The organism is Noviherbaspirillum sedimenti (assembly GCF_003590835.1).
In the GTDB taxonomy this organism is placed as follows: Bacteria; Pseudomonadota; Gammaproteobacteria; order Burkholderiales; family Burkholderiaceae_D; genus Paucimonas; species Paucimonas sedimenti.
The window spans coordinates 2,948,650-2,969,138 of the sequence record NZ_QYUQ01000002.1 but is presented as its reverse complement, the minus strand read 5'-3'; the positions used below and the strand labels follow the sequence as shown (position 1 = coordinate 2,969,138).

The window sequence follows — 20,489 nt, the reverse complement described above, 5'->3', positions numbered from 1 at the left end:
GAGGGTTTTGCCTTCCAGAGCCCGCAAGCCTATTCCTCACTCAGCCTACTTCGCACTCAGCCTATTTCTTGCGAGGGTCATCGCCTGGATTTACATAAGTGATTGCCCAAGGGCCGACACCGTGAAGCTGAACTTCGGTCGCCTCTTTTGTCATGGCAAAGTGGGTCGTTTTTGGCTGCATGATCGCGACACTTCCACGAGACAGGGCTTTCATCTTCGACTCGTCGAACTTGTCTCCCATGCCGAGATGAAATGTCCCCGAGATGACGGTGACATGCTCAATAGCCGGATGCCAGTGGGGCGGGATTTTATAGTTCGCAGGGAATTTCAAGCGGAACGTGAAGGGATTTGCTTGATCGAGTGGTCCTTGAATGAGGGCCATCTTTGCTCCTGGCGGCAGGGATGGAATGTCGCTCCACTTCATCTGCTCAGGAGTCACCATAATGTGTTCTCCCGATTCAGCCGCGCTTGCCGAAATGCTGAACGCTCCTGCGCAGGATGCCGCGACGAAGAGAACAGCCAGATTCTTTCGCATAATAAAGCTCCATTTGCAAAATGCCACGGGCCCTGTCGCCTGAGAGAAGCAGCTAGGGACGTATTGTTTTCACTTGCTAGTGGCTTAACTCGCTCCCTTACAGAATATTCGTCAGAGCCTTCAGGCGAATTTTGAGCGAGATCAAACGATCATCCGTATTGAGGCGTAAGAGCTTGAATGTGCTTTCCGGATATGGCCCGACGCCGTCTTAACTATAAGAAACGAATTGCTATGTCGCCGCATTGCGTCTTATAAAAACAGCGATCTATTCAAGATTGTTGTCGAAAATCAATATAACGCTGAAAACTTTCCTACAGAATAAGAATTTCCACGTGGAAAAATTAAGGCAGCTGGGGCGATTTCCTTTCCCTTCTGCTTACCAGAAAATCTGAAGCAGATTGCGTGCCCCCCACACACCGGCACACCATCCGCTCTATGTAAGGATAAGGAGAATTTATGAAGGGAATTGTGTTTCGCGAATTCATCGAAATGGTCGAAGAGCATTTTTCTCCGGAAACCGCTGACAAGATCATTTCTTCGTCCAATCTGTCGACGGCGGGCGCGTACACCACGGTAGGCACCTACGATCATCGGGAAATCATTGAACTCGTCGGCCACTTGAGCAAAACGACCGGCCTCCAACCACCCGAGCTGCTGCGCGCATTTGGCGCACGCCTGTTCAAACGCTTTTCCGAACTCTATCCTTCGCACTTCGCGGCACTGCATTCCACCTTCGATTTTCTTCGCATTCTTGACAGCAAGATTCATATAGAAGTGAAGAAGCTTTACCCCGATGCCGAACTGCCTTCATTTCAGCACGATTTCCCGGAGCCGGATCGCATGATCCTCGTCTACAATTCAAGACGCCCTTTCGCCGATCTGGCTGAAGGGCTGATCGGCGGCTGCATCGACCACTTCCGCGAAACCATCGCGCTGGCGCGCGAGGATTTGTTATGCGCGGACGGCACACGTGTCCGGTTCACGCTGACGAGGCAGTTCCATGGACAGCCGCATTGAATTGTACGAACGCCGTCTGAATCGGGAGGCCGCCGCCCGCAAGCAGGCCGAGGCGCTGCTCGAACAGAAGAGCCAGGAACTCTTTGAAAGAAAGCTGCAGGAGCAGAAACTGGCGGAGACCGCCCTGCGGGAAAGCGAGCAGCGTTATCAACTGCTTGTGGAATTGTCACCCGATGCGATTCTGATTGCGGCAGAAGGGCGGATTACCTATGCCAATGCCGCCGCCGCGCGTCTGTTCGGCGCTCAGGAGCCGGCCGATCTGCTTGGCTACACGATGCTGAACCTTGCCGCCCCGGCTTGCCGGGCGAATGTGGCGGCGGCGATGCTCGATCTGGAACAGAATAAGGTTTGTCCCACCGTCGAAGAACAGGCGTTTCGACTCGACGGCACGATCATGGATATCGCCATGACCCGCATCGCGTTTATCTATCGCAACAAGACGGCGGTTCAGATCGTGGCGCGCGATATTTCCGAGCGCAAGCGTCTCGAAAAGCAGCTTAACCATCTGGCGACGCATGATGCGCTGACCGGACTGCCCAATCGCAACCTCCTGACCGACCGTCTGCAACAGGAAATTGCGTATGCCAGGCATCACAACAGGCAATTCATGGTGTCTTTCATCGACCTGGATCGCTTCAAATGGATCAACGACAGTCTGGGTCATGAAGCAGGGGACACCTTACTCAAAACCGTGTCCCGCAGAATGTCTGGCTGTCTCCGCAAAGAGGATGCGGTGGCGCGCATCGGCGGGGACGAGTTCGTGCTCTTCCTGCGGCATGCGGATAAGGATAATCCGTACGAACACATGCATGTCGTCGATCGCGTCGTGGAGGCCGTTTCCACCCCCATGACGCTGAACGGTCATGAAGTAACGATCACCTGCAGTCTGGGCTGCAGCAGCTACCCGGATGACGGACAAAGCGCTGAGGCGCTGCTCCAGTGCGCCGATGCCGCGATGTACAAGGCAAAGGAGATGGGGCGCAACAAGATAAGGCTTTTCGACCCGGATTTGCGGGCGCAAATCGACAGGAAAGTCCGACTGGAAACCGATCTGCAGCAAGCAATCGAACGGGATGAACTCATGCTGCATTATCAGCCACAGGTCGATCTCCAGAGCGGCCGCATCGTGGGGCTGGAAGCGTTGTTGCGCTGGCGGCATCCCGAGCTTGGCGAAATCGCGCCGGCCGAGTTCATTCCGCTGGCGGAAGAAATGGGACTCATCATGCCCATCGGCGCATGGGTGATCCAGGAAGCCTGCAAACAAAACAAGGCGTGGCAACAAGCGGGCTTCCCGCTGATACGGGTGGCCGTGAACCTGTCGCCGAAGCAATTGAACCATCCTGGACTGGTCGACTTTGTCGCTGGCTGCCTGTCCGCCACCGCGCTCGATCCAGCTTGCCTCGAACTGGAATTTACCGAGAGCGCATCCATGGACGACCCCAATACGATCATCCCCCTGATGCACCAGCTGAAAAAACTGGGGGTGAGCCTGTCGATCGACGATTTTGGTACCGGATATTCGAATATGAAGTATCTAAAAAACTTCCCCATCGACAAGCTGAAATTGGACGGTTCTTTTGTCCGGGAGATCACGACCGATCCGCGCAGCCTGGCGATCGCCGACGCCATTATCGCCATGTCGCACCACTTGGGCCTGAAAGTCGTTGCGGAGATGACCGAAACCGATGCGCAGATCATGCTGCTTATCGCCCGAGCCTGCGATCAGGCGCAAGGCTATTATTTCAGCAAGCCGGTGCCCGCCGAGCAGTGCGCAAGATTGTTGCAGATGGGCTGCCTGCCGCTTCCGACCAGCGGGAAGCCTGTCCTTCGAACCCTAATGCCGTTCACTTACGCAGCAGTCGGGAATTAAGACGACGGTCGCACATCGCACTCCTTCCTCTTCAAGGAGAAGGAGAAGGCAGGGATGGGTGTCAGTGGCCGACACAGTGCAGTTTTAAACCCATCCCCACCCTAAGAAACGGAGCGTCGTCTTGCAAGCCGACGACGTTCCGCAGGCGCGGGGCAGTGCCTCGCGCACCGGATGCTTGTGTAAAAACCTCCGGTGCGGGCGCTGGCCCGGTGTCAAAATGCTCACCACCCCACAACTGGAAACCGCTGGCACACGCTCCGATATGATCCGCTTCAGCTGAAACAGCGTGTTTCAGTTGTCATGAAATGGTGCGAGCCGTACAATGCTGTTTTTGGTGCCCGCGGACACGTCTCTGTCCGCAGTTAAACGGGAAACACCAGTGCTCTGCACTAAGGTGTGCTGCCCCCGCAACGGAAAGCAAGCGTCACGATTCCTGTCGTGACAAGTCGTCTCTCAACGCCACTGTGCATTTGCATGGGAAGGCAAGACGGTTGACTTGCTAGCCCGGATACCGGCCAAACAAGTGGAAGTGTGCGAACGGGGATGTTCGCGATACTGGCAGCGCATGTTTCGGCATGCCGCACGCTATTTCGCTCGCTTATTCAGTTTGTGCGCTTCTGTTCAATTCGACCTGCGGGGAAGCGGGCCGGTTGCTTATCGCACAAAACTCAACAATGAAATCTTCTGTTTTTGCGGGCCCTACCAGCCTGGCTGTAAAACCATTCGCATTGGCAATGGCGGCCGTCGTGCTGGGCATTTGGGCACCGTCGGCGTATGCCGAGCAACAAGAATTGCCGACCGTTACCGTGCAGGGGAGCCGCGTAACCAGCGGGGTGGCGCTGGACGCCGAAGCAGGCACCGCCACGCGGCTCGGCGTCTCAGTCAAGGATGTGCCAGCCAGCGTGGAGATTCTGACGCAGGAAGCCATGCGTGCGCAAGGCAGCCGCACCATGGTGGAGGCGGTCGAGAAAGCCGCCGGTTTCAGCGGCGGTTTTACAGGCGGTACGCCCGGCACGTTTTCGGTGCGCGGTTTCACTAATAATGGCGTGGCTTTCCTCCATAACGGCGTGCGCATCCCGGGAGGAACGGGCATGTCGAGCCGCAACATGGATGTTGCCAACTTCGACCGCATCGAAGTACTGCGGGGGCCGGCCTCGGTGCTGTACGGCGAAGGCGCGATCGGCGCGGCGGTCAACTTCATTTCCAGGACGCCCAGCCGAAAACAGGCGCCGTTCGAGGCAAGCTACGCATTTAGCAGCTTTAACTCCCATCGCTTGCATGCCGGCACCGGCGGGCCGGTCAAGGAAGGCGCGGCGTATTACCGGATCGATGCCAGCCTCAACGACTACGGCAGCCATGTCGAAGACAACCGCAGCCGTTTGGAGCGACTGACCGGTTCGCTGCTGTTCACCCTCGCGCCCTCACTCGACTTGACGCTGGAATTCGACAAGATGCGCGATCGCCAAAAGAACGCCTATTGGGGCACGCCGCTGGTCAATGGCCGCATCGATCCGGCATTGCGCCGCGTTAATTACAACAATCTGAACGATGACCGCTTCGCCGCCGATACCACCTGGCTGCGCGCCAATCTATCCTGGACCCCGAACGCCCAGTGGGAAGTGCGCAATCAGTTGTATCACTACGACTCTTACCGCGATTGGCGCAACGTCGAAAACCTCACCTATAATGCCGGCGCGGCGCCAACGGTCACACGCTTTTCCTGGGGTGATCTCGATCATGATCACCAGGTGACCGGCAACCGGACCGAAGCCCTGCACAAGGGATCCCTTGGGGCGCTGGAAAACCGGCTGGCGATCGGCATGGATGTGAACGCCACGCGCTTTGCCACGGCCCGCAACGGTTTTCCCGCCGCGCCGCAGACTGTCGACGCCTTCAATCCGGCACCGGGCTCTTTCGCCGCAGCCACGCCGATCAACCGCTCGCCCGCGCGCAGGGTCGGCATCGACCAGTGGTCGATCTTCGCCGAAGATCAACTGTCCCTGACGTCGGCGCTGAAACTGGTCGGCGGCCTGCGCCATGACCGCTTCGACGTGAACTGGACTTATTTCGATCTCGCCGGCGCGCCAAGCGAATCGAAAACGTACTCGGCCAATTCCTACCGCGCTGGCCTCGTCTACGATGTGCTGCCGAACCTGACGCTGTATGCATCCTACGCCACGGCGGTCGAACCAGGCGGCACGCTGCTGCTGCTTAACCGCAACCAGAGCCAGCTCGCCCTGTCGCGAGCCAAGCAGTGGGAAGCGGGCTTAAAGCAAGGCTTCTGGGCCGGCAAGGGCGAATGGACGCTGGCCATCTACGATATCGTCAAAACCAATGTTTTCGTGCCCGACCCCGTCAATCCAGCCAACCGTCTGCCTGTTGGCCGACAGTCGTCGACCGGCGCGGAAGTCAGCGTCAGCCTGCGCCCTACCCGGCAGTGGACGCTGGACGCCAACCTGGCGCTGGTGAATGCGCGCTTTGACGATTTCAGCGAAGGCTCGCCGCCCGTATCGCGCAATGGCAACACGCCGACGTTCGTACCCGAAGCTGTCGCCAACCTGGGCGTGCGCTATGCGCCGGATGCCCAATGGGAATTCGGTACCTGGGTTCGGCGCGTGTCGACAGTGCATACCGACAACGCCAACACCGTCAGGTTGCCCGCTTATACGACCCTTGATCTCGGCGCGACCTATAAAGTCAGCAAGCGGCTGGAAATCGGCATGCGCGTGCGCAACGCCACCGATGCGCTGTATGCGCATTGGGCCTACCGTCCGCAGCAGGTCATGATCGCCGAGCCACGCACTTACGAGGCTTCGGTGCGCGCAAGCTTTTGACCGGCGCGATGGGGAGCGCAATTAAAAGAGCCGTGGTCTTCCTGCACCGCTATTTCGGCATGTCGCTGGCCCTGTTTTTCCTGATGTGGTTCGCCAGCGGCCTGGTGCTGCTGTATGTACCGTTTCCGCGCCTGACGCCGGCCGAACGCATTGCGGCTTTGCCGCCGCTTGCGCTGGAACGCTGCGCGGTGACGCTGTCGCAAGCGCTGGATGCCTTGGCGCTGGATCAGGCCGAAGCAGTGCGCTTGGGCATGCTGGACGGCCGGCCGGTTTATCGCATCCTGGCAACGGGGAAATCGGCGCGCTGGCAGGCCGTGTTTGCCGACACCGGCGAACGCGTGACGACGGTGGATGCGCAAGCGGTCGCGGCAGGCTTCCAGGGCGGCGGCACGGCACGCCAGGTGGACAGTTTCGAACTCGACCAATGGACGGTGTCGGCAAACCTGCATCCTTACCGCCCCTTGGCTGAAGTCGACATGCAGGACGCGGATGGGACGCATCTTTACGTGTCGCTGGCCAGCGCGGAAGTGGTGCGCGACACGCGCAGGATGGAACGTTTCTGGAACTGGATCGGCGCCATTCCGCACTGGATTTACCCGGTGCAGTTGCGCCGTCATGGCGACATTTGGCATCATGTCGTCGTCTGGCTGGCGCTGCCGGGCGTACTGGTGACGATGACGGGACTGTTTGTGGGACTCGTGCGAGTGCGCTTCGGCAAGGGCGACGCGGGCCGCCGCATTCCTTTCCGCGAGCCGGTGTTTCGCTGGCACCATGTGCTCGGCCTGTCCGGCGCGCTGCTGGCGCTGGGCTGGATCTTCAGCGGCCTGATGTCGATGAACCCTTTCAGCCTTTTTCCATCGTCAAAGCCCGACCCGCAACTATTGGCCGCCTGGCACGGCGGCCCGTTGAGCCGCCGCGACAGCGTCGAGGCAGGCCTGCTGCGCGGGCTGGCAGGGCAGGGTATCAGGGAAGTCGAATGGCATCGGCTGCGCGGCGTGACGGCTTTGCAGCTGCGTAAGTCGCTGCTGCCCGCGGACCTGCTGCTGCCCCGGCAAGGAACAGTCAGCAGCGGATGGGATGCGATGGCGCTGGAGACGGCGTTGCGCCACGCTAGACCGGACGTGGCGCTGGAGTCTTTTGCGCTACTGACAGAATACGACGACTACTATTACAGCACCGCGCCGGAGACCGGCGAGCGGCCGCTGCCGGTGGCGCGTGCGACGTTTGCGGACGGCGAATGGTATTACATCGACCCGGCGAATGGACGCATCGTCAAGCGCCTTGCTGCAGCCAATCGCTCTCAGCGCTGGCTGTATCAGGGTTTGCACAGCATGGATTTTCCAGTTTTGCGCGATCGTCCCGGACTGCGCAAAATTCTCATCACCGTGTTCCTTTTCTTCGGGATCGGCATCAGCGCGACCGGCGTCATACTCGGATGGCGGCGGTTCTCGCGAATTCGGTCGAAGTTGGAGGTATGAGTCACCATGAATAAAGTGGCTGGCGACATAAGGCGCCCTGCGGCCCGGCGCGTCGCTGCGCGCCACACCGCCCCGCAGATTCTCCCGGCTTTGCGCCTGCAGGCGCAAAGCTTCGAATCCCCCACGCGCACATGCGCGCTTCTCTCCGCCAAAACGAAAAGCCCCGCGAGTGCGGGGCTTTTGTGTTTTGGAGAGGGGAAGCCTAATCATGCCTTGAAAGCCGCATGAATAAAGGGTTTTCGGTTTTTTCAGTTGCGATATACCGTCACTGATACTGTCAAAATATTTTTCATCTAGCCTTCGCAGGTTTTCATGATCAAGCCGCTAGTTCAAGATGCGATGTTTTTTCTGTCTGTGGGGTGATTGCAACAATCTATAAGGTTTTTTTTAAAAATAGGCAAAGTTGATGAAGGGTGCACCTACAGCATAATGCGATGTTTCTAGGACTTCAGGTTGCGCATATGCTGCCATTTGTCTGTGAGAAAAGCAGTGTCGCTCCAGATAGTTGCCCATTGACAACTTAAGAGTTATGATCAGTATTTTGTCGATTAAGCAAGTCCATGAAGAATACTATTTTTGCCGCCGTAGCGATGCTGCTTGCATTTGATGCCAATGCGCAGGGAAACAACGGATTCGTTGCGGAAAAAATTAATGCCTGCCGCAAGTCCGGCGAGATGGCGGCTGCAACCTATGAACTGTATAAAGAGTCACCGGGTGCAGTCGGACGTGCGCGTGGTCTGCATCCCGTCAACGATAGGGCAATTGATGCCATGCAAAAAGGGATTGTGTCCGACAAGCAGGGCGCGTTCCAATTGGGGATGGCTTATTGCTTCGACTATATTGATGAACAGGCCGCAAAGCGATAATCAAAAGATTCCGCGCTCGATTACTGGAGTCAGTCAGTGGTGACTTACCTATCAAGGCGGCAAGGAAAAGTGAATGCCTTTCCTTGCCGTCCTGATTACTGGATGATTACGCCGGTTCCGTTAATGTGTGAAATGGCGATAGTCGGGTGTCCTTCGATGTGCCCGAAGTGGGCAATTGCGAAGCCGCGATCCTCGGAGCGCTCAATGGTCATGACTTCCAGGTGATCGCATAGAGTTTCAAGTGTGACGTGTTGCATTGTATTTCCTTTCAAAGTTCGGCCCTTTTAATACCGGGGCCGTGACGGGTTTTGTGTTAATTTGCATGAAATCGTTAAGCGTTGCTTACGCGTTATTTTGCTTAAATAATAGGCAGTTGACGTGTCTGATGGTGTATAAGGTTGACGTGTCTGGTCAGTTTCGGAAAATTGAACGTGTTTGTTGCTCTCTTTCAGACACGTCAAGAACGTTGCTGCGTAAGGCTGGCGGCATGTCTGAGAACCAATCGGAGCTTTGCTCCGAAAAGGGGGATACATCATATGTTCTTGCTCACTTTTTCTTGCTCATTGTGAGTCGTTTTTCGATCAGGGTCTCATTCACTTTTTGAAGCTGCCTTGCGGCTATGTCCCGCGTGATTTCGATACCTGTCAATTGCGTGTAACGGATCGCCGTTTCAGCCGGACTGCCACCCGCCATCCGCGAGCAGAGCCATAGAGCATGGCGGCGCACTAGGGTCGTGTGGGCGGCCTCTTCTGTAAATTTCTTGGTGCGCCGGACGGAGTGCAGATCATCCCGCAAAGCAGAAAATACTTGCTCATGCGCCGCTTGCGTTGTCGCGTCGTGCTTCTTGATCGGCGCGGAACGAAGCCAGGCGCAATCCCATTGCTGGCGCTCGGTCAAACTCATTGACGCGACAATCTTCCATGCCGGCCGGCGGCCTTCATAGAACACATATTCCGCCGCCCGATGAAAGGCGGATTCGGAAAACGCAAACAATTCACGGTAGCGCATGTATCGGATGCTTTTAACGTGTTCTGGATACCATCGTCGCAGCCAGCGCAAATCGGCCAGTAACAGATCAAACCGCTGATCCAGGCTGTAACTTGTTTCTGCCGCGTGCAAATGCCGGAAGGCTGGCGGGATGCCTCGTGCGGTCAGTTCGTCGGCGATCAAGAATGCAGCAACCCGCTTTCCGCTTGCAATGGCTCGCCCGAACAGATCAATCAGTTTATCCCTGTCAAGGTTGACAAGCCTTTGCCGGAAAGCGTCAACCTTGTCAGTTGGAGTGGATTGCAGCAACGGTGCAAGCGGTTGGAATGCCGCGCCGGATGCTGCATCCGTAGCTTGAACATTTGGCCGCATTACAGACCCGCTATGCCGTTTTCCAGTTCCGGCAATAGGTCGGTAAGCTCCAGCGCGAAACGATCCCCTAGCGTCTCGTATGCTGGCGCTGCATGATGGATGCAATCCAGGATGCTTTCAGCGCCAGCGCCCCCCATTCGGAGCCGGTCTGCAAGTTGCTCATGCTGTGTGCTGCCACGCTGGAAGTGCTTCAGGAATGCTTTCGCTTCCCAAAGTTCGCCAACGTGTGCCGTCGCTGCCAGGATTGTCGGCGTAAGGGTGCCGGCTTCGTCGGCAAGCCAAGAAACCGCTCGCTTTTGGTTTGGATCAAGTTCAGAGAATTTCAGCTTTTTCATGTCGGTTCCTTTCATTGATCGGCCACGAAAACAATGTGCGCGCCTTGCCCTGCAAGGTCTTTGATTGCAACGAAGTCGCGCCCGGTAGTGTCGAATCCGAAAACAACCTGAAAACCGATAAATTTGCTTTCGTGTGACGCGCCAGTGATGCAGGACGAGGCAAGAAATTCATCAAGCTGTGCATCATCCAGCATGCCGGAATTGCGCATGAAGTGATTGCGCTCCATTGCGGCAAGGTGGTCGCCGCGCTCTTGCATTTCTTCAGGGGTGGGGTCGAAAGGGGCGCTCATACTGGCACCCCACGTTGAAGGAGGCTGCGGATGTCTTCCGCTCGCCATGCCGTTACCCTGGCCGACAGCTTATAACCAGCAGGATAGATGCCGGCTTTGATACCGGCCCACCATGCCGATTTCGAGATAGGAAAGAAGTAGAGAACGTCCGGCAGGCGCAAATAGCCCGTTTCGGGAAATTTTGGCGCGGGTGCAAATTGGTTCATGCGGTAAAGCTCCTAGAGGTCTAATGGATTCAGCGGGATGCTATCCAGACTGATTATAGTTAAGACCAAAGTTACTTCATTTGCATGCAACACCCAAGCACCATAAGTAACGATGAAGTGACAAATAGTTGCAAATGTGGAGCTAAGCCATCGGCTCGGAGCCGCCGCTTTGTTTGCGCTAGCAATGAGCCAACGCCTTAAAATTGATCTTTGATTCCTTTTCGTTCATGCTGCCTTCCGCCCGAAGTTACCCGCCACCACGTTACCGCTCGCTATGCCGTCAATGAAATTTGCCCAATCCTGCATCATTACTTTGCGTTCTGCTAGGAATTTCGCCCGGTCATAGGCGCTTTCCACTTTGTCTTTGTGGGCGTGCGCTAACTGACGATCTACGACCTCATGCCGATACCCTAAACGCTCTTTAATCGTGCTCATTGCCAGTGCTCGGAAGCCGTGGCCAGTCATTCTGTTCTGGTAGCCCATACGTTTCAATGCCATCAGGATCGCGCCGTTGCTCATTGGCTTTTTGTGATCGCGCTGATTGGGGAAGAGATATTTTCCACCGCCGGTCAGTGTGTGCAACTCGTTTAGCAGCGCTAGCGCTTGTTTTGATAGGCAAACATGATGATTAGTCTCATCTGGGTTTACGGTCAGCTTGCCGCGCTTCATTCGCTGCCAAGGAATGATCCATTCGCCATTTGCAAGGTCGATTTCGGCCCATGGGGTTTCGATCAATTCACTGGTGCGGACGAAGAGCAGCATCATCAAGCGCAGAGCAATCCGCGTGGGCTTGAACAGGCGTGCATCGTTCTTGTCCATTGCCGCCAGAAAGGCCGGCAATTCATCGGCCGTGATCGCGGCAAAGTGTCCGGCTTTGGCCGGCTTCAATACATCCTTCAGATCCGCAGCCGGGTTGCGGTCGGCGATACCGGACTGTATCGCATAGCTAAAAACACGCGCACAGGTCGCTTTGATGCGGTGCGCAACCTCTTGCGCGCCCCGACTTTCGATCTTACGCAATGCTGCAATCATCTGTTGGGGCGTAATGGTAGCAATCGGCATTGATCCAATTTCAGGAAATATATCGATTTCCAAGCGCCGCATTGTGTCTTTAGCAGTGGATTCCCGCCATGAGGCCAACTTGTTTGTGTGCCATTCACGGGCGAGCTTTTCAAAGGTATTGGCCGCTGCCTCGCTTTTGAGGCGCTCTCGATCCTTTTTATCTTGGCCGGGATCGATACCTTGATCTAGTAGCTTGCGCGCCGCCATGCGCTTCGCTCGGGCGTCCGCAAGCGATACTTCGGGATATTTGCCGAATGCTAGTGTCCGGCGTGCGCTGCCGTGCCGGTAGTCCATGCGCCAATATTTCGCGCCGTCAGCGTTGATAAGCAAATATAAACCCCCGCCGTCCGTTAATTTGTAGGGCTTGTCTTTGGGTTTGGCCGTGCGTGGCTGCACGTCAGTCAGTGGGTGGGCTAGTTTTGGCATTTTGACGGTATCCGTTTTGGCGGTATCAGTTAATACCGTTAAACATACCGTCAAAGATTCTGGATTGCAATGGACGGTAAAAACACTCTACAAACAAAAAAACCCGCATCAGCACTGGGCTTGACGCGGGTTTCTGGACTTCTTTGGACTTCTTAAAACAACATACTGGCGGAGAGAGGGGGATTCGAACCCCCGGTAGGCTATGAACCTACACACGCTTTCCAGGCGTGCGACTTAAACCACTCATCCATCTCTCCTGGATTCAGGTTCGCAATGCGCGAAGCCGCAGATTATAGCAAATAATTCCGCCACTAATCGGGATATTGCAGTCCTGACACCGAAACAGCGCGAATCTGTCCTGCCTTAGGCCGGTGTGATCACCACCTGATAGTCGCCGCCGAGCAGGTTGGAGTGGCCCTGCACCAGCAGCGCATGGTTGGCGCGGTCGTAATCGTAGGCATGCAGCGGCGGCGAGAACAGCAATTGCGGAAAGCCCGGCAAGAGTGCCGGGGCCTTTTGCAGCGATATCTGGCCCAGGTCTTTGCCCTGCTTGCGGATGCGCACCACCGTCGAATGGCGGTGGTGAATTTGCTCGGAATGGTATTCCACCTTGGCCAGGAACGTGGAATTGCCAGAATAATCGACCAGGAAACTGGGCTGGTCGCGCCAATGTTCAGTAAAGTCGTCGAGCGCTTGCATATTTATGCTCCGGATGGCTGTATTGTTGTAATGGAGCAATTACACGCTAAAAGGTTCCGCATGGGTATCCCATAAATATGGGATTTCTTGGGAATTTCTTGCAAATTGGAAATTCTGGTACAAAATGAAACCAGGGGCCAACCCGCAGCCCTTGTGCCGTGGCGGCAGAGCGGGAAAGGGAGGGCGTATGGCAACGTACATTCACCTCAAGTCCTGCGTAATCGGACTGTTCGGACTGTTCGGACTAGCCGGACTGGCGGCGGTGCTGGCCGCGCCGGCACGGATCGCGGTGGCAGCCGACCTGGGACGCGGTTTCATCCGGCCGGCATCGATGTCGTTCGAGCAGGTGTTCGGCCAGATCGACCGCGGCGGGTCCGGGCTGGCGGCTGATTACTTTGGCGTTGGCGGCCTCGGGGTCAGGCTTGACAGGGCCGCAGTCGCCGCCGATATTGCTGCCCCGCCGGCCCTGGTCAATCCGTATTTCGTCCTGGCGCCGAATTCCGCGCATGTCGGTATCTCGCGCGAACTGGGCGGCGTCCGCATCAAGTTCGGCATCCTGGGCAGCGGCCTTGCCCACAGCATGGCACTTCGCGCCTTCGACCCGGATGCGCTGTCGCCGGCACTGATGACGGTACAGCCACGCATCAATGCGCGCGTGCTGGAATTTTCCTATGCCTTTGATCGTGCGGCGCTGTCGTTTTCCCTCATGCGCAGCAAGGAGCGCAATCCCTGGCCCGGCAGCCGGCGCACCGTGTCGGCCTTTAGCCTGGGGGCGCCGACCAGCTCGGCGCAGTTGACCGGGGTCTGGCTGCTGGCCCCGAAAATCGCCCTGGCGGCGCAGGCATCTTATGGTCGCAGCCCGGGCGGCAGCGGCCTGGCTGGCGACACCGTGCGCAGCAATGCTTTTTCGGTCGGGCTGGTGGCCTCCGACCGCTACCGCACCGGCGACCGCTTTTCGCTGACGCTGTCGCAGCCGATCCGCACCTACCATGGGCTCCGGGAACGGGAGGCGACAGGCGTCGCAATGGGCGCGCCTGCGGTGGTGGCGAACGGGCGCGAGCTGCTGGCGGAAATGAATTATGTCGCCCCGCTGGGGCAGGCCGCCTATGCCGGCTGGGCCGTGTCGCTGCGGCGCCATCCCGATAATGTGGCGGCCGCACCATCCGAAAAACTGCTGGCGCTGCGCTACGTGCAGCAGTTTTAATGCCACTCCGGCATCATCGTATATGATGCGGGTTCGCGCGTTTTGCGCGCCCCGGAGAGCGGCTATGGCCTTGCAATTGACGACTTTCAAAATCGCCGAGGAGGCGGCGCTGGCACTGGCCTTGCAAGTGAGTGAGGACTTGCGAATGGCCTTGGCATCAGGGCCGGCTGGCGGCCGTGCCTTGCTGCTGGTGTCCGGCGGGCGCAGCCCCTTGCCGTTTTTCGCAGCGCTGGCGCAGCAGCCTCTGCCTTGGGAGCACATCGATGTCTCGCTGGTGGACGAGCGCAGCGTATCGTCCGGCGATCCGGATTCCAATGCCACTCTGGTTGGTAAGCACTTGCTGACTGGCGCCGCAGCAGCGGCGCGGCTGTTGCCGCTAATGGCGGTGGTGGCCAAGGCGACCGATCCGTGGCTGTGGGCGCGGCGTTCGGCGCAACTCGCCAATGCCAATCCGGCGCTGGCGCGGCCGGCGGCCATCGTGCTCGGTCTTGGCGCCGACGGCCATACCGCTTCGTTATTTCCTGACGCGCCGCAATGGCCGGAGGCAGCCAGCACCAGCCGCCGCTATGTGGCACTGCAGCCGGGGCAGGCGCCGCATGCGCGCGTGTCGCTGTCGCTACGGGCGCTGGCGGCGCAGCGCGTTTGCCATGTCTGGTCGGGTGGTGCTGCCAAGCTGGATGTGATCATGCGCGCACAGGCGCTGGCGGCGGCGGTGGCCGATGGCCTGATCGATGCCGCCGTGCTGGACGACGCCGGCCCGTTCGCCCGCCTGGTGGCAGATCCGCACATCACGCTCAAGGTTTATCACAGCCAGGCATAGCCGCGTTGCTCATGCCACTTTCATTTGCGTTTCACTTGCGGCACGGCGGCCGGGTGCTGGCAAAACGCTTCCACAGTTTGCGCAGTTGCGGCTGTTCCAGCCCGGCCGCCGCGCTCAGGTAGCCGCGCACGTAACCGGCCGCGCCGGCCAGCGTGGCTGTGGCGGTGTCGGGCTCTTGCAGCTTGCCCAGCAAGCCGTCGGCCACCGCCGCATCGTTGAGCCAGCCCAGTGCATCCTGCAGGTCGGCGAGCGCCGCCACGTAAGCTTTGACGCGTTTGGGCGGGTGCAGTGACTGGAAGAATTCGGTGGCGTAGCGGGTTTTCTTGGCGGCGATGCGCAGGCGGTGCCGCGCTGCCTGGTCGGCGTGCGCCAGCCGCCGGCCACGGCGCAGCAGCGCGGCCTGGTCGCGCGCCAGCACTTGACGGGAAAATTTTGGCAGCGGCGCCGCCAGTTTTCTCTGCCGCTGCCCGCGCAGGCCGTCGCGCCAGCGGGCACCGGCCAGCCAGGCGCCGAAACCGAGCGCCAGCCGTGCGAAGCGCGCCGAGGCAACCGCGGCGGCGGCTTGCCGGTGTTGTTCCTGGACGTTTTTTTCGATCGCCTCTCTCAGCAGCGCCATGCCGCTCTGGTCGGGCACGGCGGCGGCGATGCGCGGCAGGGTCGCGTCCAGCAATACCTCCCAGTCGCGCGCCTGGCCCAGGGCCTCGCCCAGCCATGCCAGTTCGGCCAGCAATTGCGCCGGGCAGGGCGCCAGGTCCTTGAACAGCTTGAGCGCCGAGCGCAGGCGACGCAAGCCGACCCGCATCTGGTGGATGCCTTCGGGATCGATTCCCTCGACCACGGCGGCTTCGTTGCCCTGGATTTGCGACAGGCAATTGGCCATGATGACCCGGAATCCTTCCTCGACGGTCAGCTCGCGCGCCAGCCGCACGGCGCTGGCATGGACAATGGCGGGGGCTTGCGGCTGGTACAGCGCATAGCCGCGTTCGGCCTTGCTGCTGTTGGACAGGCGCAGCGGAATACCGCCGTCGATGAGTGCCAGCGCAAAATCGAACAGGTGTTCGGGGATGCCTGCCTTGAGCTCGATTTCGATTTCACTGACGGCCGATTTTTTGCCCCGGCATGCGATGTCGCCTTCATCCAGCACGAATTCGACCAGATCGCCCTGCGGCAAGCGCAAATCCCAGAGGGTGCGGCGGATGCTGGTGGTGAAAGCCGGCTCCAGGCTGGCGGCCAGTTCCGGCTGGCGCAGCAACTTGGCCCAGCCGCTGTGGGCATCCAGGCGCTGGCCCAGGGTGGCCAGATCCGGTTGCGGACCCGGCACCGGGGTTTCCCATTCGTAGCGGCTGTGCAAGCCGCTGGCCACGCCGCCGCCGCCTTTCAGGGTCTGGATCCAGGCGCCGTCGGCTTCGCGCACGCGCAAGCCGGCATGGCTGTTGCGGATGGCTAAGTCCGGCGTGTCGAAATAAATGTCGTGCATCGGCAGCGTGCGCGGCGGCGCGCTGGCGTATTGCTGCAATAGCGGCGACTGGCGCAGGGCCTTGACGTCATGCGGCGCAATCAGCAGCTTCAGTTCGATTTCCATGGCGTGTTTCGCGAAGCGATGTGCGTTTGATGCAAGCTAATGCAAGCGTCGCGCAAGCGGCGTAAATGGTCTAGATTATATGAAGCTTTCCCGTAGCTGGACGCATGAACATGAAACTGTTGACGTGGAATATACAATGGGGGCGCGGCGCGGATGGCCGCGTCGATTTGGCGCGGATTGCGGCGCATGTGCGCCGCTTGGGCGAATGCGATGTGATTTGCCTGCAGGAAGTCTCGTGTGCCTATCCCGAGCTGGAAGACAATGACGGCGCAGACCAGTTCGCTGTTCTCGAACAATTGTTTCCAGACTATGTGGCCACCGCCGCGTTCGCCATGGATGCCGATCCTGGAGATGGCGTGGGTGGCAGGCGCAAGCGCTTCGGCAACATGCTCCTGTCGCGCCATCCGGTGCTGCAAGTGTTTCGGCACCTGTTGCCCTGGCCCTGCGATCCGCTCGCGCCGAGCATGCAGCGGGTGGCGCTGGAAGCCAACCTCGCGACGCCGCAGGGCTTGTTGCGCGTCACGACTACCCACCTTGAATACTATTCGATGCTGCAACGGACGGCGCAAATCCAGCGCCTGCGCGCGCTGCATGCCGAGGCGGTGGCGCACGCGCGCCAGCCCGGCCCGGGCAGCGTGGCCGACGGACCGTTTTCCGGGGCGCTGCGGGCAGCGCCGGCGATCCTTTGCGGCGATTGCAACTTCATTCCGGATTCGGCCAGCCGCATCCAGCTCCTGCAACCGATCGATGCTGTCACGCCGCCTTATCTGGATGCCTGGACTCTGCTGCATCCCGGCACTCTCCACGCCCCCACCGTCGGCCTGTACGACAAGCAGCAATGGCCGGGCACGCCCTTTACCTTCGACTACTTTTTTGTCAGCGAAGACTTGCTGCCGCGGCTGCGCACGATTGCAGTCGATACGGCGAGCGACGCCTCCGACCATCAGCCGCTGCTGCTGGAACTTGCCTGAAGCGGGACCGCTGCCCCGTCCGGTCGCAGCAGGTGCCGCACGCGGCGGCTGACGAAGATGGGCAGGTATTCCGTGATCCGGGCGAGGGGGCGCATTTCGGCCAGCACCATTTCATAGACCGGAACGATTACCAGCAGCGGCCATGCGGTGCTTTCGGCGAGGGCCTGGATGCAACGCTGGTGCTTGCCGCGTTCGGCGGCATCGCCATACAGGACATCGGGCGCAGGTCGCCTGCGGGTGACGGTGGATTGCCGGAACCGCAGGCGCGGCCGTGCCACGCCTAGGGTTGCCGCCGTGCTGCGCCGATGATATTTCATGGCAGGCACCTTATCCGGGAAGGGGAGACTCGATGCGCGGCGCGTCAAGCTTGCACAGGCCGAAAATCGACCTGCAATAGACCACCCGGTGGTTGCAAAGTTGCCTGCCCATCGGCGGCAGTACGCGTGCCGGTGCACATATCAGGGCAATGCCGACGGGATAGATGAAAATGTTGCGCCGCAATATGCGGGCAGCCGACTGGCCGTTCGGCCCGTCGTAGTTATTTCCAATAGGAAATATACTTTTTGAAAATTAGTATCAGGAGACTGCCGTGCCGACCGAAAATCGCCTGTTTCCCAGGCAGGTGGATTTGTTGTATCAGCAAGCCAAGGGTACGGCGCTGGCTTCCGTGGTGACTGCGCTGCTGGTGGCCGCTACGGTGGCGCCAGCGGTGCCGGAGGTTTTGTTGTTGGGCTGGCTGGCGGCAGTCGTCGTTGCCGCCGGGCTGCTGGTGGTCATTCACGGCAGGCGTCGGCGCGCCAGCGACGCCGAGCAGAATGCCTCCCTGTGGGCCAATCGTTTCGCCGGCTGCGCGGCCTTGGCCGGGGTGTGCTGGAGCCTGTGCCCCATCCTGTTTTCCGCCCATGTCGGCTTCGAATATCAACTTTTGCTGGCGGTACTGGTGCTGGGTGTGAGCGCCGCTGCCTTGCCGATGTTTTCGGCGGTGCCGCGGGTTTACCGTGTGTTTGCGCTATCTGCGGTGGCGCCGCTGCTGGTGTGGGGCATGCTGGCCGGTGCCACCGCCAGCCGCGAACTGACCGTGATGGCGGCAGTGTTCCTGCTGCTGATGCTGCTGACCTCGAATCGGCTGGCGCATACCTTGCGGGAGGCGCTGCGCGCGCAGTTCAACAACGACGCGTTGGTGACTTCGCTGCAGGACGAGGTGGCAACCCGCCAGGCGGCCGAGCAGGCCGCACTGCAATCAACCACCACCGCGCGCGCCAGCCAGGCGCGTTTCGAACAGCTGGCCGCGGTCGCCAGCGAAGGCCTGGTATTCCACGAGGGCGGCATCATCATCAACGCCAACCAGGCGTTCGCCCGCATGCTGGGCACTTCTCCCGATTCCCTGGTCGGCCGTTCGCCGCTGGAATTTGCGATTCCTGCGCATCGCGCCAGGCTCAAGGAAAAGCTGCGCTCGCACCGCGACGAGACTTATGAAATCACGCTGGCCGATGCCGCCGGCCGCGAAGTGCCGCTGGTGGTGCAGTCGCGCGATTTCGATTACGAAGGCCGGCGCGTGCGTCTGGCGGCGCTGCGCGATGTCAGCGACCAGCGCGCCGCCGAGGAGCGGGTGCGCTACCTGGCGCAGCACGACGGCCTGACCGGCTTGCCCAACCGCAGTCATCTGCTGGAAAGCTTGCGCCAGTCGCTGTCGCTGGCGCGCCGCCAGCAGTTCAAGCTGGGCTTGCTGATGTTTGACCTCGACCGCTTCAAGGCTATTAACGACAGCCTGGGGCACGCCGCCGGCGACGACCTGATCTGCGCGGTGGCCGAGCGCCTGAAGCAGAACTTGCGCGCCGAGGACCTGATCGCCCGTCCGGGCAGCGATGAATTCCTGATCGTCCTGCCTTATGTGAACGATTCGCAAGACCTGGCGCGGGCGGCGCTGAAGCTGCAGCGCTGCTTCGAGATGCCGTTTGTGATCGAACGCCAGGACTTGTATCTGACCCCCAGCATCGGCATCGGCACCTTCCCGGATGACGGCGACACGCCCGAGCAGCTGGTCCTGCGCGCCGAAACCGCGATGTATCAGGCCAAGAAGGCCGGCGGCAACGGCTTCGCCTTCTATGCCGCCGAGATGAGCGCGCTGGCGCGCGAGCACCTGGCCCTGGAAAACCAGTTGCGGCAAGCCATCGAAAACCGCGAATTCCATCTGCACTACCAGCCCCAGCATGACTTGCAGAGCAATGCCATCGTCGGCGTCGAGGCGCTGATCCGCTGGAACCGGCCCGGCCAGGGCATGATCGCGCCGCTGAAATTCATCCCGGTGGCGGAAATGTCCGGCCTGATCGTGCCGATCGGCGAATGGGTAATGCAGGAAGCCTGCCGCCAGGCGCAGGACTGGCAAATGCGCGGCGCCGAGCCGATCGGCGTGGCGGTGAATGTTTCCGCGCGTCAGTTCAAGGATCCCGAGCTGATCACCAAGATTGCCCAATGCCTGGAAAGCACCGGACTCGATCCGCATTTGCTGGAGCTGGAGCTGACCGAGAGCATCGTGATGGAAGACCCGGCAAACAGCGCCGCGCGCCTGAAGAAGATTCGCGACCTCGGCGTGTCGATCTCGATCGACGATTTTGGCACGGGCTATTCTTCACTGTCCTACCTCAGGCAGTTTCCGATCGACATCCTGAAAATCGACCGTTCCTTCGTGCGCGATGTCAACGTCGATGCGCACAATGCCGCCATCGTGACCGCCATCCTGGCGATGGCGCGCCAGTTGCAGATCGGCGTGGTCGCAGAAGGCATCGAAACTGCCGAACAGCAAGCTTTCCTGGCCCAGCATGGCTGCGGTATTGGCCAGGGCTTTTACTTCAGCAAGCCGGTGCCGCCGGCTGACTGCGAAAAGCTGTTCGAGCGGCGCCCGGCCCGCACCCTGGCTTTCGGCATAGTGCGATAG

19 protein-coding genes, 1 tRNA gene and 1 riboswitch are annotated in these 20,489 nt (G+C 59.6%); of the genes, 9 read left to right on the top strand and 11 right to left on the bottom strand.

Annotated features, from left to right (window positions below; all coding sequences use genetic code 11):
* Positions 1 to 61: 61 nt before the first annotated feature.
* Entirely contained in the window at positions 62 to 535 is a 474-nt protein-coding gene (locus D3878_RS13885; protein WP_119786031.1) for a cupin domain-containing protein, read from the bottom strand.
* Between the two features lie 456 nt (positions 536 to 991).
* On the opposite strand from D3878_RS13885, the gene D3878_RS13880 reads away from it, so the two are divergent.
* The 5 genes from D3878_RS13880 (at position 992) to D3878_RS13860 (ending at position 8,600) form a co-directional block, all read left to right on the top strand.
* Positions 992 to 1,552 (top strand): heme NO-binding domain-containing protein, encoded by a 561-nt coding sequence (locus D3878_RS13880; protein WP_119786030.1) that lies wholly within the window; start codon positions 992 to 994, stop codon positions 1,550 to 1,552.
* Entirely contained in the window at positions 1,536 to 3,422 is a 1,887-nt protein-coding gene (locus D3878_RS13875; protein ID WP_119786029.1) for a putative bifunctional diguanylate cyclase/phosphodiesterase, read from the top strand. The genes D3878_RS13880 and D3878_RS13875 overlap by 17 nt, the downstream gene beginning before the upstream one ends.
* A 315-nt stretch (positions 3,423 to 3,737) precedes the next feature.
* Positions 3,738 to 3,956, top strand: a riboswitch (cobalamin riboswitch).
* A gap of 212 nt (positions 3,957 to 4,168) precedes the next feature.
* Positions 4,169 to 6,256, top strand: coding sequence for a TonB-dependent receptor (locus D3878_RS13870; RefSeq protein ID WP_158592266.1), 2,088 nt, complete (start codon positions 4,169 to 4,171; stop codon positions 6,254 to 6,256).
* Between the two features lie 32 nt (positions 6,257 to 6,288).
* Positions 6,289 to 7,734 (top strand): hypothetical protein, encoded by a 1,446-nt coding sequence (locus D3878_RS13865; protein ID WP_158592265.1) that lies wholly within the window; start codon positions 6,289 to 6,291, stop codon positions 7,732 to 7,734.
* A 560-nt stretch (positions 7,735 to 8,294) separates the two neighbouring features.
* The gene (locus tag D3878_RS13860; protein ID WP_119786026.1) at positions 8,295 to 8,600 is read left to right on the top strand and encodes a hypothetical protein; all 306 of its coding nucleotides are present in this window, start codon (positions 8,295 to 8,297) and stop codon (positions 8,598 to 8,600) included.
* 95 nt (positions 8,601 to 8,695) lie between these two features.
* Here the strand turns inward: D3878_RS13860 and D3878_RS23810 are convergent, their stop codons facing one another.
* The 8 genes from D3878_RS23810 to D3878_RS13825 all read right to left on the bottom strand — a co-directional run bounded on the left by D3878_RS23810 (position 8,696) and on the right by D3878_RS13825 (position 12,977).
* Positions 8,696 to 8,857 carry a hypothetical protein gene (locus D3878_RS23810; RefSeq protein ID WP_158592264.1) on the bottom strand — a complete coding sequence of 54 codons (162 nt, stop codon included), beginning with the start codon at positions 8,855 to 8,857 and terminating at the stop codon, positions 8,696 to 8,698.
* Between the two features lie 289 nt (positions 8,858 to 9,146).
* The gene (locus D3878_RS13855; RefSeq protein ID WP_119786025.1) at positions 9,147 to 9,959 is read right to left on the bottom strand and encodes a hypothetical protein; all 813 of its coding nucleotides are present in this window, start codon (positions 9,957 to 9,959) and stop codon (positions 9,147 to 9,149) included.
* Positions 9,959 to 10,294 (bottom strand): hypothetical protein, encoded by a 336-nt coding sequence (locus D3878_RS13850; RefSeq protein WP_147383953.1) that lies wholly within the window; start codon positions 10,292 to 10,294, stop codon positions 9,959 to 9,961. Before D3878_RS13850 ends, D3878_RS13855 begins: the two co-directional genes overlap by 1 nt.
* A gap of 11 nt (positions 10,295 to 10,305) precedes the next feature.
* Positions 10,306 to 10,584 (bottom strand): hypothetical protein, encoded by a 279-nt coding sequence (locus D3878_RS13845; RefSeq protein ID WP_119786023.1) that lies wholly within the window; start codon positions 10,582 to 10,584, stop codon positions 10,306 to 10,308.
* Entirely contained in the window at positions 10,581 to 10,790 is a 210-nt protein-coding gene (locus D3878_RS13840; protein ID WP_119786022.1) for a helix-turn-helix transcriptional regulator, read from the bottom strand. Before D3878_RS13840 ends, D3878_RS13845 begins: the two co-directional genes overlap by 4 nt.
* Positions 10,791 to 11,015: 225 nt before the next feature.
* Positions 11,016 to 12,278, bottom strand: coding sequence for a tyrosine-type recombinase/integrase (locus D3878_RS13835; RefSeq protein WP_119786021.1), 1,263 nt, complete (start codon positions 12,276 to 12,278; stop codon positions 11,016 to 11,018).
* A 166-nt stretch (positions 12,279 to 12,444) separates the two neighbouring features.
* Positions 12,445 to 12,535: transfer RNA gene (locus D3878_RS13830), tRNA-Ser, on the bottom strand.
* A gap of 106 nt (positions 12,536 to 12,641) precedes the next feature.
* Positions 12,642 to 12,977: a hypothetical protein gene (locus D3878_RS13825; RefSeq protein WP_119786020.1), complete on the bottom strand. Its 336-nt coding sequence runs from the start codon at positions 12,975 to 12,977 to the stop codon at positions 12,642 to 12,644.
* A 187-nt stretch (positions 12,978 to 13,164) separates the two neighbouring features.
* Here D3878_RS13825 and D3878_RS23805 point away from each other — a divergent pair, with 187 nt between their 5' ends.
* The gene (locus D3878_RS23805) at positions 13,165 to 14,181 is read left to right on the top strand and encodes a hypothetical protein (protein WP_158592263.1); all 1,017 of its coding nucleotides are present in this window, start codon (positions 13,165 to 13,167) and stop codon (positions 14,179 to 14,181) included.
* Positions 14,182 to 14,245: 64 nt separating this feature from the next.
* Entirely contained in the window at positions 14,246 to 15,001 is a 756-nt protein-coding gene (gene pgl, locus D3878_RS13820) for a 6-phosphogluconolactonase (protein WP_158592262.1), read from the top strand.
* Positions 15,002 to 15,032: 31 nt separating this feature from the next.
* Here pgl and D3878_RS13815 read toward each other — a convergent pair whose 3' ends face one another.
* On the bottom strand, positions 15,033 to 16,583 hold the full coding sequence (locus tag D3878_RS13815) for a CYTH and CHAD domain-containing protein (protein ID WP_119786018.1): 1,551 nt from the start codon (positions 16,581 to 16,583) through the stop codon (positions 15,033 to 15,035).
* Between the two features lie 110 nt (positions 16,584 to 16,693).
* Here D3878_RS13815 and D3878_RS13810 point away from each other — a divergent pair, with 110 nt between their 5' ends.
* Complete coding sequence (locus D3878_RS13810) at positions 16,694 to 17,554, top strand: endonuclease/exonuclease/phosphatase family protein (RefSeq protein ID WP_119787897.1); 861 nt, start codon at positions 16,694 to 16,696, stop codon at positions 17,552 to 17,554.
* Here D3878_RS13810 and D3878_RS13805 read toward each other — a convergent pair.
* The gene (locus tag D3878_RS13805) at positions 17,527 to 17,871 is read right to left on the bottom strand and encodes a DUF3562 domain-containing protein (protein WP_119786017.1); all 345 of its coding nucleotides are present in this window, start codon (positions 17,869 to 17,871) and stop codon (positions 17,527 to 17,529) included. The two genes, D3878_RS13810 and D3878_RS13805, sit on opposite strands and share 28 nt — an antisense overlap.
* A gap of 272 nt (positions 17,872 to 18,143) precedes the next feature.
* Here D3878_RS13805 and D3878_RS13800 point away from each other — a divergent pair, with 272 nt between their 5' ends.
* Complete coding sequence (locus D3878_RS13800; protein ID WP_119786016.1) at positions 18,144 to 20,489, top strand: putative bifunctional diguanylate cyclase/phosphodiesterase; 2,346 nt, start codon at positions 18,144 to 18,146, stop codon at positions 20,487 to 20,489.